Annotated in this window: 11 protein-coding genes; 8 read left to right on the top strand and 3 right to left on the bottom strand. The window is 68.8% G+C overall.

The window, feature by feature from the left end:
* Positions 1 to 75 precede the first annotated feature (75 nt).
* The 5 genes from glmM (at position 76) to LW587_RS07590 (ending at position 5,073) form a co-directional block, all read left to right on the top strand.
* On the top strand, positions 76 to 1,416 hold the full coding sequence (gene glmM, locus LW587_RS07610) for a phosphoglucosamine mutase (protein WP_232628987.1): 1,341 nt from the start codon (positions 76 to 78) through the stop codon (positions 1,414 to 1,416).
* 152 nt (positions 1,417 to 1,568) lie between these two features.
* The gene (locus LW587_RS07605; protein ID WP_232628986.1) at positions 1,569 to 2,435 is read left to right on the top strand and encodes an outer membrane protein; all 867 of its coding nucleotides are present in this window, start codon (positions 1,569 to 1,571) and stop codon (positions 2,433 to 2,435) included.
* A 145-nt stretch (positions 2,436 to 2,580) separates the two neighbouring features.
* Positions 2,581 to 3,435: an outer membrane protein gene (locus LW587_RS07600; protein ID WP_232628985.1), complete on the top strand. Its 855-nt coding sequence runs from the start codon at positions 2,581 to 2,583 to the stop codon at positions 3,433 to 3,435.
* Positions 3,436 to 3,886: 451 nt separating this feature from the next.
* Entirely contained in the window at positions 3,887 to 4,753 is an 867-nt protein-coding gene (locus tag LW587_RS07595) for an outer membrane protein (RefSeq protein WP_232628984.1), read from the top strand.
* Positions 4,754 to 4,791: 38 nt separating this feature from the next.
* On the top strand, positions 4,792 to 5,073 hold the full coding sequence (locus tag LW587_RS07590) for a hypothetical protein (protein WP_232628983.1): 282 nt from the start codon (positions 4,792 to 4,794) through the stop codon (positions 5,071 to 5,073).
* 23 nt (positions 5,074 to 5,096) lie between these two features.
* On the opposite strand, the gene LW587_RS07585 is transcribed toward LW587_RS07590, so the two are convergent.
* A complete protein-coding gene (locus tag LW587_RS07585; protein ID WP_137828138.1) occupies positions 5,097 to 5,645 on the bottom strand; it encodes an HNH endonuclease in 549 nt (182 codons plus the stop codon).
* Positions 5,646 to 6,295: 650 nt separating this feature from the next.
* Here LW587_RS07585 and LW587_RS07580 point away from each other — a divergent pair.
* Both LW587_RS07580 and LW587_RS07575 read left to right on the top strand, forming a co-directional pair.
* Positions 6,296 to 9,061 carry a DUF3772 domain-containing protein gene (locus LW587_RS07580; RefSeq protein WP_232628982.1) on the top strand — a complete coding sequence of 922 codons (2,766 nt, stop codon included), beginning with the start codon at positions 6,296 to 6,298 and terminating at the stop codon, positions 9,059 to 9,061.
* 83 nt (positions 9,062 to 9,144) lie between these two features.
* Positions 9,145 to 9,642 (top strand): CAP domain-containing protein, encoded by a 498-nt coding sequence (locus tag LW587_RS07575; protein ID WP_232628981.1) that lies wholly within the window; start codon positions 9,145 to 9,147, stop codon positions 9,640 to 9,642.
* Positions 9,643 to 9,652: 10 nt separating this feature from the next.
* On the opposite strand, the gene LW587_RS07570 is transcribed toward LW587_RS07575, so the two are convergent.
* Positions 9,653 to 10,486: an OmpA/MotB family protein gene (locus LW587_RS07570; protein WP_232628980.1), complete on the bottom strand. Its 834-nt coding sequence runs from the start codon at positions 10,484 to 10,486 to the stop codon at positions 9,653 to 9,655.
* A 38-nt stretch (positions 10,487 to 10,524) separates the two neighbouring features.
* Positions 10,525 to 11,298 carry a motility protein A gene (locus tag LW587_RS07565; RefSeq protein ID WP_232628979.1) on the bottom strand — a complete coding sequence of 258 codons (774 nt, stop codon included), beginning with the start codon at positions 11,296 to 11,298 and terminating at the stop codon, positions 10,525 to 10,527.
* Positions 11,299 to 11,559: 261 nt separating this feature from the next.
* Between LW587_RS07565 and LW587_RS07560 the strand changes: the two genes are divergently transcribed.
* Positions 11,560 to 13,332 (top strand): glucan ABC transporter ATP-binding protein/ permease, encoded by a 1,773-nt coding sequence (locus tag LW587_RS07560; RefSeq protein WP_232628978.1) that lies wholly within the window; start codon positions 11,560 to 11,562, stop codon positions 13,330 to 13,332.
* Positions 13,333 to 13,590 lie beyond the last annotated feature (258 nt).

Below are 13,590 nucleotides of genomic sequence, written 5' to 3'. Positions count from 1 at the left end.
TGCGCGCACCCGGCCTGGCCTGAATCTGCTAGGGTGCGACCGGATGCGATCCGTCCGGAACGCGGAGAAGCGACGTTGCGCAAGTACTTCGGAACCGACGGCGTCCGCGGACGCGCCAACGGCGTCATCACGCCGGAACTCGCCCTCAAGGTCGGCCAGGCGGCGGGCGTGGTGTTCCAGCGCGGCGATCACCGACATCGGGTCGTGATCGGCAAGGACACGCGGCTGTCCGGCTACATGATCGAGACCGCGCTGGTGGCGGGCTTCACCTCGGTCGGCATGGACGTGCTGCTGCTCGGACCGATGCCGACCCCCGCGGTGGCGATGCTCACCCGTTCCATGCGCGCCGATCTCGGCGTGATGATCTCGGCCTCGCACAACCCGTTCGAGGACAACGGCATCAAGCTGTTCGGTCCCGACGGGTTCAAGCTCAACGACGAGGTGGAACTCGAGATCGAGGCTCTGCTCGACGGTGACATGCGCAAGAGCCTCGCCGGCTCCCGGGCGCTCGGCCGGGCCAAGCGCATCGAGAGCGTGCATGCCCGCTACATCGAGTTCGCCAAGCGCACCCTGCCGCGCGCGATCACCCTGGAGGGCCTTCGTGTCGTGGTGGATTGCGCCAACGGCGCGGCCTACCGCGTCGCGCCCGAGACCCTGTGGGAACTCGGCGCCGAGGTGATCGCCATCGGCGTCGAGCCCGACGGCTTCAACATCAACCACGATGTGGGCTCGACGGCGCCGGAGGCGCTCGTCAGCAAGGTGCGCGAGCTGCGCGCGGATGTCGGAATCGCCCTCGACGGCGACGCCGACCGGGTGCTCATCGTCGACGAGAAGGGTCAGAAGGTCGACGGCGACCAGTTGATGGCTGCGGTCGCCCGCTCGTGGAAGGAGGACGAGCGGCTCACCCAGCCCGGTCTCGTCGCCACGGTCATGTCGAATCTCGGCCTGGAGCGCTTCGTCAACGGCCTCGGGCTGACGCTGGCCCGCACCGCCGTCGGCGACCGCTACGTCCTCGAGCATATGCGCGAGCACGGCTACAATCTCGGCGGCGAGCAATCCGGCCACATCATCATGTCCGACTACGCCACGACCGGCGACGGGCTGGTCGCCGCACTCCAGCTGCTGAGCGTGGTCAAGCGCCAGGAGCGTCCGGTCAGCGAGGTCTGCCACTGCTTCGAGCCGCTGCCGCAGATCCTCAAGAACGTCCGCTTCCGCTCCGGCGCGCCGCTCCAGGCCGAATCCGTCGTCACCGCCATCGCGCAGGCCAAGGCGCGGCTCGGCGCGTCGGGCCGCCTCGTGATCCGCCCCTCGGGCACCGAGCCGGTAATCCGGGTGATGGCCGAGGGTGACGACCGCGCCCTCGTGACCGAAGTCGTCGACGAGGTGGTTGATGCCGTGACCCGTGCCGCGGCCTGAGCGGCACACAATGCAGTTGTGGTAACAAAAGACCCGAGCAATCAGGGTGAAAAGTTTACGTTAAGCGCGGCTTAACCTTCCTCACGCATCCTTCGTCTCGCACCAAGGGCCGGCCCGTGTTCCGGCGCGCCCGACGAGTGAAGGAATCTCAGATGCGCCGCCGCTCCACGCTCTCCGCCTGGGCGCGCTCCCTCACGCTCCTCGCGGGCGTCGGGATGCCCTGCCTAGCCCAAGCCGCCGACCTCCTGCCGCCCCCGCCGCCTCCGCCGCCGATGGCCGAGCCCATCGACTTCGCCGGTGGCTGGTATCTGCGCGGCGATGCCGGCTGGGGTGACCTCGAGTTGCGCCGGACCGAGGCCATCGACGTCTCGAAGCCGCCCAAGCCCTACGATTACATCGCGCATCAGGATAAGGTCGGCAGCCAGTTCTTCGTCGGCGGCGGTGTCGGCTACCAGTTCAATCCCTGGCTTCGCTTCGATGCCACCGGCGAATACCGCTTCCAGACCAAGTGGCACCTCTTCGCCGAGGACACGACCGTTCCGAATACCGGCGGCTACAACCTGACCAAGGGCAAGTTTGACTCGGTGGTCGGCCTCGTGAACGGCTATGTCGAGCTCGGCACGTTCCACGGCTTCACGCCCTTCGTCGGCGCCGGCGTCGGTGTCGCCCACCACATGTTCGGCGGCGTGACCGACCACGGATACGGGAATTATTTCGGCGGCTACGGCTTCGGCCCGGCCAAATCGAAGACGAACTTCGCCTGGGCCGCCCATGCCGGTGTCGCCTATGCCCTCTCGCACAACGTCAAGTTCGAGCTGGCCTACCGCTACCTGAACATGGGCGATGCTGAGACCGGCGTCGTGACCTGTGCCGGTCCGTCCTGCGCGAAGACCATCTACCGCGCCAAGGAGCTGGAGTCGCACGACGTGAAGGTCGGCCTGCGCTACCTGCTCGGCGCCCCCGCGCCGCTGCCGCCGGTCGACTACCCGCCGCCCGGCCCGCTGGTGCGCAAATACTGAGTTCGAAATCTTCACGGACAGGGTGAGAGCGGCGCGGGATCCTCCCGCGCCGTTCTGGTTTTCAGGCATCGGTTAAGGTTAAGCCGATCATAACCTTTATCGGCCAAGGTCTTGCGCATCGAGCCGCCGACCCTCGGGAGGTTTCATGATCGCTCCGCACCGTCTCGCCCGCGCGGCCGTCCTCGCTGCCGGCCCCTGTCTCTCGTCTTTCCTCGTCCCGGGCCTCGCCGCCGCGGCCGACCTGCTGCCCCCGCCCCCTCCGCCCATGCCGGTCGCGGCGCCGGTCGAGATCGGAAGCGGCTGGTACCTGCGCGGCGACTTCACCCAGACCTGGTACGAGCGCCCGAACGACGCGGTCCTGCCCGACCCGAACGATCCCCACGTGCCGCCTCTTGTCCACCTTCGGATGAGCCCGACGACCGGCTATGGCGGCGGCCTCGGCTACCGCTTCAATCCGTGGCTGCGGGTCGACGCGACCTTCGATCAGCGCAGCGGATCGTCCTTCAGCGGCTATTCCTCCCGCTCGAACTTCGTCACCGGCTACAACATCGAGGCCGGCAAGATCGACGTGCTGACGGGCTTCGTGAACGTCTATGCCGACCTGGGCACGTTCTACGGCTTCACGCCCTATTTCGGCGCGGGCGTCGGTTTCGCCGACAAGTCCATGCGCGGCAACTACACCCAGACGACCTGCCTGATCCCGGGCTGCGACGGCGGCCCGGGCGCCGGCCCGCGCGAGGCGGCCTACCGGCCCAATCGCTCGGTCACGACCTTCGCCTGGGCGCTCACCGCCGGCCTGTCCTACGAGCTCGGAGCGGGCTTCGCCCTCGACGCGGCCTACCGCTACGTCGAGCTCGGCCGGGCCAAGAGCGGCCTCGACGCCTATCAGCAGGGCACCCGCCTGAAGGATCTCGGCGCCAGCGAGTTCCGCGTCGGCCTACGCTACAGCTTCGCCGGCCTCTACGCGCCCGGACCGCTCAACAACGCCTACGGCAACTGATCCGAGGCGGCGCGACGGCCGCACGCCGCGCGCGCCGTGTCCGATCCGCGGCGCTGAGAGGCGCGGCGCGGATCGAGAGGGGCGGGGAGCCTGACGCCCGAGACCGGCCGTCGCTCCGATCGCCCCGGCCGGTTCCAGACTTTCCCGCTTGGTCCACGGCAGGGACCTCCGAAGCCCGCAGGGCTTTGGGGGCCGCCTGCCGTGGCGCCATGTCCTACGATGCCGCTTCCCGCAGAGACGACAGGGCCCCGGCCGTCCCGCACGGCGGGGGAACGACGGCCTGAGCGCGTTCCTCGGCACGCGCAACGTCAAACCCAAGATCTCGACCGCGACCGGGCCTGTCGTCACAGGCGCTCGTCAAGATCCAGAACGAAAAATTAAGGTTACCGAAGTAGAACAGGCCGGTCAGCCCGGACCATGGATCGGCCCCGGTGCCTTGAGGACGATGACGATGCGTTTCGCGACCCTGGGTCTCCTGACTGTTCTCGTGTCGGCGCCCCTCGGCGCGACGGCTGCCGACCTCGATTACGGCTACCTGCGCGGCTCCGATGATGGCTACGCCGCCGCTCCGGTGATCGACTGGAGCGGTGTGTATGTCGGTGGGCATGGCGGATATTCGTCCGCAAGCCAGGGCTTCGGAAAAGTATTTCAGCCGATCGTCGCCAATGCTCTGCGCTACTCTATTTCCGAGGAGCACTTGAATGCTTCAAGTCTTCTTGCAACGCGCTCGACCCACACCGGCGGCGAAAGTTATGGCGCCTACGTTGGCTACAACGTCCAATTTGATGAGGTCGTCGTCGGCTTGGAGGGAGATTACACCTATTTCGGCCGAACAGGATTTAGTTCGGATACGATCAGGCGCTTCTCGGATCAAGCCGGCGAATTTTACGCAGCAGTCGGCTTGAATGGTGTCGCCAGCACCAAAATTCAAGATTACGGCACCATTCGAGGTCGGGCAGGATATGCATTCGGCTCCTTCTTGCCCTACGTGACCGGGGGTGTGGCCGTCGGGCGAGCGACAATCAGAGATTCCGTCGACATCCAGAGCTTCGGCTTTAATAAGACGAATCCGACTGTCAATTACGGGTATGCTTACTTCAATCCCGGAGATCCCATGAACGGCATTCCCGGCACCACAACTTACGGCGGCACAAAAAAGGTGACGGTTGGCGGCGTCGCACTCGGCGCTGGCCTCGAGTACGCGATCACACCCAACATTTTGCTGCGTGGCGAGTACCAGTACGTGCTGTTCAACGATTTCAAGGGTCACAGCGCCGAACTCAACACCGTCCGCGGCGGCGCGGCCTTCAAGTTCTGATCTCGCCCTTTCGACATTCGTCAGCCCGAGGCAGGCCGATGCGGCACCTTCTCCCGATCCTGACCGCGTTGCTCGGCACGGCCGGCGCCTTCGCCGTCGCGCCGGCCTGTGCCCAGGGCTACGGCCGTCCCCCCGGGCCGGTCGCCGGTGGCTTGCCGCCGGACGTGCCCTATCGCGATCCGCGGCCCCGCTTCCGCCTGCCGCTGCCCGGCCCGGCGTTGCACGCGCCGGCGCCGAGCGCGACCTTCCTCGTCGAGGGCTACCAGCCGCGGCCGACCTATCAGCCCATGTATAACGAGCCGCCCCAGCCCCTGCGCTGAGCCAGGGCGCCGCCCCGACGGCGTCAGCTGTCGAGTTCGCTGTCCCAGTACAGGTAGTCGAGCCAGGTGTGGTGATATTGCCGGTGGTCGAATTCCGGCTGGCGGCGGTGCAGCTCGTAGCGGGTCGGACGGTGCGGCTCGTTGAGAAGCGGCATCTCGGCCTCGGCGGGCGTGCGGTTGGCCTTGCGCAGGTTGCACGGCGAGCAGGCGGCGACGACGTTCTCCCAGGTCGAGAGGCCCCCGCGGGAGCGCGGCACGACGTGATCGAAGGTCAGCCCGCCCGAGGGCAGCCGCAGACCGCAATACTGACAGCTGAACGTGTCCCGCAGGTAGATGTTGTAGCGGGTAAAGGCGGGGCTGCGGGCGAGCGCCACGTAGCTCTTGAGGGCGACCACGCTCGGCACCTTCAGGGACCGGCTGGGGCTGTGCGCCTCGACATCGTAATTGGCCACCAGGGTGACGCGGTCGAGGAACAGGGCCGTGAATGCGTCCTTCCAGGACCACAACGAGAGCGGATTGTAGGAGAGCGGCCGGTAATCCGCATTAAGGACCAGGGTCTGGAGATCGATCATCGACGCCACTCGCTGCTCGCGGCGGCGCGTCGTGGGCGCCGCTGCCTCGGCCGGTGGATGGGGGGGAGCCCGCGCCGTCCTCGCCGGGGCGCGTGCCCGGGCTTCGGGGGGAGCGGATCCCGTCGGCCGGCATCCTCTCGGAGGGAGGTCCAACGGCGACGCTTTCCCCGTCCGGCGGAACGCGCCGGGTCGGTCGGAAGCGTGGCGGGGCGGACGATCAGCGCCGCCTCCTCGCTCGCTGAGGATAAGGCCAAGTCCATCGGCGCTTAGTCTAATATCAGCGTGACAAGCTTGTGAAGGCGAGGACGGCGGCCCCGTCGTCGCGCCCGACGATTTCCCCTGCCGATCGTCTCCGGCCGCCGAAACCTGTCCCGAATGCCCGTCCTTCCGCGCGGTTTCGCCGCCGCGCGGTTTCGCCCCCGCACGCTTTCGCCCCATTGCCGGCCCATACCGGGCGTCCTGGCACGGGGCGGCGGTCACGGTCCGCGCCCGCGGCGCGGGAGGGCCCGGACCGCGTCCCGGTCGGGGGGTGGTTGCTGCAACGCACCCGGATCGTTACCCCGTCCCGGCGCCGCCGGCCGGCGGACCCGCGACCGGCCTCGCGCCCCGGCCGAGCGGCCCGACCCCGAATCCTCCGGCAAAGGATGACGATGCTTCGACGCTCCCTTCTCTCCGATCTCCGCCACTTCGCCCGGAGCGCCGCCCTGGTCGCCGCCCTCGGCACCGCTGCGCTGATGCCGGGGACGGCGTCGGGTCAGGGACAAGCCGCGCCGCCCGCCGCCCCGGCGCAGCCGCAGAAAGCCGTCCCCCCGGCCAACGGCCCGCCGCAGCCCGGCCCGGCCGCCGCAGCGCCGGCCCCGGCCGCGAAGCCCGCGCCGCCGAAGACGCCGGTCTCCGAGGTGCTGCAGACGGTGCGCGACCGGCTGGAGGAGATCAAAGCGGATCTGGAGGGTCGCGAGAAGGCGATCACCGGGCCCAATGCCGGCCCGGGGGACCTGTCCCGCGCCCGCGACGGGCTCGACGGCGTCGCCGACCGGCTGCGGACCATCATCGACGCGCTCGGCCCCCGCCTCGACGCGGCCCGTGAGCGCCTGGAACAGATCGGTCCCAAGCCCAAGGAGGGCGAGGAGGGCGAGGACGTGGCCCGCGAGCGGGCCGAGCGGGAGCAGACCGTCAACGACATCGACGGAACCCAGCGGCTCGCCAAATCGCTCCTCGTCCAGAGCGACCAGATCGTCGATCAGGTGTCCAACAAGCGCCGCGCTGCCTTCACCCGCGGCCTGTTCGAGCGCGCCTCGTCCTTGCTGAGCCCGGACCTGTGGATGCGGGTCGGCGCGGACATCCCCCGCGATCTCAATTCGCTCAGCTCGGGGCTCGACGACACGATCGCCCTGTTCCGCCGCAACGGCACCCTGTGGAACCTGCTGGTGCTGGGGCTCGCCTTCGGCCTGTCCTTCGCGCTGTATTTCGGGCGCCGCAACATCGCCCCCCGGCTCGGGCGGCGGGATGTCGCCGTCACCGATCCGTCGCGGCGGCGCAAGCTGCTCGCGGCCTGGCGGGTGCTCCTGCTCGGCACGCTGCCGGCGGTCGCGGGCAGCTACATGATCTACTTCGCCCTCGACGCGACCGAACTCCTGCCCAGCCGCTTCCTGCCGGTGGCGAGCGCCATCGTCGGCGGCTTCGCCTTCATCGCCTTCGTCGAAGCGACCTCCGACGCGCTGCTCGCCGTCGGCAAGCCCGCCTGGCGTCCGGCCCCGGTCTCGGACGCCGCCGCGTGGCGCATCACCGCGCTCGCCGTCTCCATCGCCGTCGTCATCACCGTCTCGAAGTCGATCGAGGCGCTGAACTCGGCGATCTACGCGGCCCTGCCGATCTCGATCGCGACCCGCGGCCTCGGCGCCATCGCGGCCGCCGCGTTGCTGGCGATCGGTCTCCACCGCTTCGCCGACACGGCGGAGAAGGAGGAGGAGTGCTTCGGGCCCTACGTCGCCACCGACGCCTCGTCCGGGATCGGCGGCCCCTTGCGCCTGCTGGGCTGGGTCGCGGTGGCGGTGATCGCCCTCGCGCCCCTCGTCGGCTACGTCGCGCTCTCGGCCTTCCTGGTCGACCAGTTGATCTGGGCGGCGAGCCTGATCGTCCTGCTGTGGCTCTTCATGTCCAGCGCCGACACCCTGATCGGCGGCACGCTCAGCGAGGAGACCCGCTTCGCGACGACCCTCCAGGCCAATACGGGCCTGCGCAAGCGCTCGCTCAACCAGATCGCCGTCCTGGCCACCGGCTTCGCCCGGGTGGTGCTGGTCGCGGTGGCCGCGCTCCTGATCCTGGCGCCCTGGGGGCTCGACTCGACCGACGTGCTCTCGTCGATCCGCACGGCCTTCTTCGGCTTCAAGGTCGGCGACGTCACGATCTCGCTCTCGGCGATCGCCTTCGGCCTGAGCATCCTGGCGATCGGCGTCTTCCTGACGCGGGCGATCCAGCGCTGGCTGGAAAACACCTACCTGCCGGCGACCGACCTCGACGCAGGCCTGCGCAACTCGATCTCGACGGTGGCGGGCTATGTCGGCTTCCTGCTGGCCCTGGCGCTCGCCTTTTCCTATCTCGGCCTGAGCCTCGAGAAGCTCACCATCGTGGCCGGCGCGCTCTCGGTCGGTATCGGTTTCGGCCTGCAATCGATCGTCAACAACTTCGTCTCGGGGCTGCTGCTGCTGTGGGAGCGCCCGATCCGCGTCGGCGATCAGGTGCTGATCGGCGATTCCGAGGGGATCGTGAAGCGCATCTCCGTGCGCTCCACCGAGATCCAGACCTTCGACCGCTCGGCCGTGATCGTGCCGAACTCGAACCTGATCTCGGGCATCGTGAAGAACCGCGTGCGCGGCGACCGCACCGGCCGGGTCATCATCGCGGTGAGCGTCCTGCGCAATCAGAACCCGGTGCGGGCCGCGGAGATGATGGTGGCCTGCGCCAGCGCCCATCCCGACGTGCTCAAGCAGCCGCCGCCGCGGGTGGTGTTCAAAAAGATCGGCGATCCGTTCCTGGAATTCGAACTGATCGCGATGATCATCGACGTGAACCTGTCGCAGAAGGTCCAGAGCGATCTGAATTTCTCGGTGTTCAAGACCCTGGCGGAGGCGGAGTTCATCCCGCCGATGGGGCCGGCCTCGAGCTTCATCACCGTGCAGGGCCTGGAACCGGTGCGCGACGCGCTCGGCCAGATCGCCCAGGCGGTCGCGGCTCCCGCCGGCCCCCGGCACAGCGTGGCCCTGTCGAGCCCGGAGCGGGGCGAGGAGGGGCACATGGCCCAAGACCCCCACCAAGGAACCCGCCAAGGCCCCCGGCACGCGGATGCGGCGCCGGAAGGGCAAGGGCCGGGGCAGGGGCGGGACCCGGCCCGGCGTCTCATGGGACAGCCGGGCTGAGCCCGGCGGCGGCCGGCGCCCCCTTGAGACCGGAGGCGGTCATTCCCACCTAGGCGGTTCGAATTTTTCGGATATCAGCTGACGTGCTCGGACGCCCGCCTCTTCTTGCCGCCGCGCTTGCCCTCGTCGCCCTGCTCCCGGGCTGCGCCGGCCGCACGGCGCCGACCGACGCGCTGCCGAGCCTGTACCTGCCGCTCACCACGGGCGCGACGAATCTCGACACGGTCGCGGCCCGCGACATGATCTCGGCCTATCGCCACAACAACGGCGCGGCGCCTCTGGCGGTCGATCCCGAATTGCAGCGGCTCGCCGAGACCGAGGCCGCCGCCATGGCCGCGGCGGACCGGCCGAGCAACAGCCGCACGGTGCGCAGCGCCATCACGCGCCTCGGCTATGACGGGGCGGAGGCCAATCTCTCGGCGGGCTATCACACCCTCGCCGAGGCCTTCTCGGGCTGGCGCGAGAGCGCGCCGCACCGCGCCGTGATGCTGGCGCCCGAGGCGACCCGCATGGGCATCGCCACCGCCTATGCTCCGGGCTCCAAATACAAGGTCTACTGGGCGCTGCTGGTCGCGAAGTAGCGCCCGCGCGTCACGGCAGCACCTTGCCGCCTGGGGTCGGCGGCGGCTCGCTCAAGAGCGTCACGGTCACCCGCCGATTGGCGGCGAGATAGGGGTTGTCGGGAAACATCGGCTCCGTGTCGGCCTTGCCGGTGACGGACGCGAAGCGGTTGTCCGGGAGACCCGCGCCGGCCAGGATCTCGCGCACGGTGATCGCGCGGTTGGCCGAGAGCTCCCAGGGCGGCGCGGTATCGCGAGAGCCCGGACGAGGCGTGGCGGTGTAGCCGGTCACCGCGATGCGGTTCGGCAACCGCTGGAGGGTCGGGGCGAGGCGCTCCAGCAGGCGGCGGGTGCGATCGTAGGGCCGGGTCGATCCTTCCGGGAACATCGAGCGCCCGTCCTGATCGACGATCGCCACGTCGAGCCCCCGCTGACTCGGCGAGATGATGATGTTGCGGGAGAGTTCGGCCACTTCCGGCATGTCCTGCATTGCCTGCCGCAGGGAGGCGGCGGCCTGCCCGAAGGCGTCCGGATAGCCGCGGTCGGGCATGCCGTCGTCGAGGCCGCTGTCGATCTGCGGCGGCGTGGTGCGGTCGGTGGCACGCTCAGGCGGCACGTCGCGCAGGTGCTTGAGCTTGTCCGAGGTCGGCAGGCCCTCCTGCTCGATGATGCCGGCGTATTTCGATTCCTTGTTGGTGCCGAAGGCGTCGCGCATCGAGCCCGCCACCACCTGGAGCTTCTTCTGATCCTGGGTCGAATAGGCCGCGATCATGACGAAGAAGCTCATCAGGAGCGCCATCAGGTCGGCGAAGGTCACGAACCAGCCGTGGCCGCCATGGGCTCCGCCGCGCTTCTTCTTGGCCACCGCTCACGCTCCCTCCGCCGGTCCGCGGCGATTCCGGATCACGCCGCTTCCGCGGCAAGGTCCTCGCGGTGGTTGGCCGGCAGGTAGGCGATCAGCATCTCGCGCACGAGCGAAGCGCTCTTCTGGTCGCGGATCAGCAGGATGCCGTCGATGATGAGGGAGCGCGACACGTCCTCCTCCTCCACCTTCAGATGCAGCTTGTCGGCGATCGGCAGGGCAGCCAGATTCGCGATCAGCGCGCCGTAGAGGGTCGCCAGCAGGGCCGTCGCCATGGCGGGGCCGAGCTTCGAGGGGTCGGACATGTTGGCAAACATCGTCACCATGCCGAGGATGGTGCCGATCATGCCCCAGGCCGGAGCGCAGTCGCCGAAGGCGCGGTAGATCTTCGAGCCTTCGTCGAGATGCATCAGGAAGTTGTCCCGGTCGCGCTCCATCGTGTCGCGGATGAACTCGCGGTCGTAGCCATCGGCGATGTAGCGGGCGCCCTGAGCCAGGAACGGATCGGAGATCTCCATGTTCTCCAGCGCGATCGGGCCGGACTTGCGGACCACCTCGGCGATTTTGGTAATCTCTTCGATCAGGTCGTGCGGCTTCACCGCGCGCAGGGTGAAGGCGTAGCGCAGGCCCATCGGGAGGCCATGCATCATGGCCGAGAAGGGGAAGCGGATCATGGTGGCCGCGATGGCGCCGCCGAAGATCACGATCACGGCGTGCTTGTCGAAATAGGCGGCGAAGTTGCCGCCATCGATCATGATCAGCGTGAAGACCACGCCGACGCCGGCGACTAGCCCGATACCGGTTGCGAGATCCATTGACGCGACGCCCGATCCTGCCCGCCCGCGGGCGCTCGTCACAGATCTAAAAAAACAGGCTGAAGGAACCGTAAAGGCGTTGCTCGAACAGGCCTTGCCGGGTCATGTGCCGTTCAGGGGAGGGGAGGCATAGGGTCCCGCGCCGATCGTTCGTGGACAGCCCTCAAGGGGCGCCGGGGCGAAGCGGTGCCGGGGCAGTCCCGGCGGGTCTCACATCCTCGGGCCGCTTCGCGGCCGAACGGGGCGGGGAGCGGAACTGAGATGTCGATCATTCGTCTCTATGCGCGGGTTCTGAGCCTGCTCGGGGCGGAGAGGCGGCTGGCCGTCGGGCTGATCGCGGCCAACGTCGCCCTTTCGGTCGCGGCCTTCGCCGAGCCGTTGATCATGGGCCGCATCATCGACGGCCTGACCCACCTTTCCAAGAACGCGCCCGCGACCGCCCTGGCGCCCTGGATCCTCGCCTGGGTGGTGTTCGGCCTGTTCACCATCGGGGCGGGCGTCGCCATCGCCCTCCATTCGGATCGGCTCGCCCACCGCAACCGCCTCGCGACCATGGCGAACTTCTTCGAGCACGTGCTGGAGCTGCCGATCGCGTTCCACGCGTCCAACCATTCCGGCCGCGTCCTGAAGGCGATGCTGGAGGGCACGAACGGCATGGCCTGGCTCTGGCTCGGCTTCTTCCGCGAGCATTTCTCAGCCTTGCTCTCGGTCGGCGTGCTCCTGCCGCTGACCCTGTTCGTGAACTGGCGCCTCGGCGCGATCCTCGTCGTGCTCGTCCTGATCTTCACGGCGCTCGCGAGCTACGTGCTGCGCCGGACCGAGACGCTTCAGGGCGAGGTCGAGCAGTTCCAGTCGGGCCTGGCGGCCCACGCCTCCGACGCGCTCGGCAATGTCGCCGTCATCCAATCCTTCACCCGCGCCCGCGCCGAGAAGGAAGCGATGCGCAGCATCATCCACGACCTCCTGAAAGTGCAGATCCCGGTCCTGTCGTGGTGGGCGATGGCCAACGTCGCGACCCGGGCCTCCGGCACGCTGACGATGACGGCCATCTTCATCACCGGCATCTTCCTGCACCAGCAGGGGGCCGCCACGGTCGGCGAGATCGTCGCCTTCATGAGCCTCGCGACCATGCTGGTGACGAAGCTCGACCACGTCGTCACCTTCGTCAACGGCGTGTTCATGCAGGCGCCCAAGATGCGCGAGTTCTTCGAGGTGCTCGACACGGTGCCGACCGTGCGGGACCGGCCGAACGCGAAGGCGGTCACCCGCTTCGAGGGCGCCGTGACCTTCGAGGATGTGAGCTTCTCCTACGACGGCCGCCGCAAGGCGCTCGACGGGGTCTCCTTCACCGCGCAGCCCGGTGAGACGGTGGCGCTCGTCGGCACCACGGGCTCGGGCAAGTCGACGACGCTCGGCCTGCTGCACCGGACCTTCGACCCGGAGGGCGGCGCCATCCGGATCGACGACACGGATATCCGCGACATCGGCCTCTCCAGCCTGCGCCACAACATCGGCGTCGTGTTCCAGGAGCCGATGCTGTTCAACCGCTCGATCCGCGAGAACCTCCAGGTCGGCCGTCCCGACGCGACCGATGCCGAGATGCTCGACGCGCTGGAGCGCGCCCAGGCCGGCGAGTTCATGGCCCGCCAAGCCGACGGCCTCGACACGGTGATCGGCGAGCGCGGTCGCTCGCTCTCCGGCGGCGAGCGCCAGCGTCTCTCGATCGCCCGGGCGCTCCTGAAGAACCCGCCGGTGCTGATCCTCGACGAGGCCACGAGCGCGCTCGACGCCGCCACGGAGCGCAAGCTGCAGCAGGCGCTGGAGACCGTCATGGAGGGCCGCACCACCTTCGTGATCGCCCATCGCCTGGCCACGATCCGCAACGCCGACCGCATCCTCGTGTTCGAGCAGGGCCGCATCGTCGAGAGCGGCACCTTCGACGAGCTGGTCGCCCAGGGCCACCGCTTCGCCGACCTCGCCCGGGCCCAGTTCATGGCCGCCCAGACCGGGGACGACATGCCGCTCGCGGCCTGATCCCGTCCGGGCCTACAAAAAAGCGACCTGCCGTCGGAGAGGGCAGGTCGGTTCAGAGGTGTTTCTCAGGAGAGCAAGGTGGAAAGCCCGGGGCCATGGCCGGGGTTCCCGCCGGCTCCAGCGGGCCGAGGGGGATTGGGCGCGCCCCGGCCCCTCCGCCGCTTCACGTCGGCGCGGAGCATGCTATAGGGCGCGCCCCGTCTTGATGTCTCTCGACGAACGTCCCCTGCGCCGTCCCGACCCGCTCGGACCGGGCGG

The sequence above is a fragment of the Methylobacterium sp. Leaf118 genome, assembly GCF_920984675.1.
In the GTDB taxonomy this organism is placed as follows: domain Bacteria; phylum Pseudomonadota; class Alphaproteobacteria; order Rhizobiales; family Beijerinckiaceae; genus Methylobacterium.
Note: the sequence above shows the minus strand (reverse complement) of the source record. Positions and strands in the feature narration are given on the sequence as shown.

Bases quoted from the DNA above. Each gene is read 5' to 3' on its own strand.
- LW587_RS07605 (WP_232628986.1), top strand. From the start codon at position 1,569: ATGCGCCGCCGCTCCACGCTCTCCGCCTGGGCGCGCTCCCTCACGCTC.
- LW587_RS07600 (WP_232628985.1), top strand. From the start codon at position 2,581: ATGATCGCTCCGCACCGTCTCGCCCGCGCGGCCGTCCTCGCTGCCGGC.
- LW587_RS07595 (WP_232628984.1), top strand. From the start codon at position 3,887: ATGCGTTTCGCGACCCTGGGTCTCCTGACTGTTCTCGTGTCGGCGCCC.
- LW587_RS07590 (WP_232628983.1), top strand. From the start codon at position 4,792: ATGCGGCACCTTCTCCCGATCCTGACCGCGTTGCTCGGCACGGCCGGC.
- LW587_RS07585 (WP_137828138.1), bottom strand. From the start codon at position 5,645: ATGATCGATCTCCAGACCCTGGTCCTTAATGCGGATTACCGGCCGCTC.
- LW587_RS07580 (WP_232628982.1), top strand. From the start codon at position 6,296: ATGCTTCGACGCTCCCTTCTCTCCGATCTCCGCCACTTCGCCCGGAGC.
- LW587_RS07565 (WP_232628979.1), bottom strand. From the start codon at position 11,298: ATGGATCTCGCAACCGGTATCGGGCTAGTCGCCGGCGTCGGCGTGGTC.
- LW587_RS07560 (WP_232628978.1), top strand. From the start codon at position 11,560: ATGTCGATCATTCGTCTCTATGCGCGGGTTCTGAGCCTGCTCGGGGCG.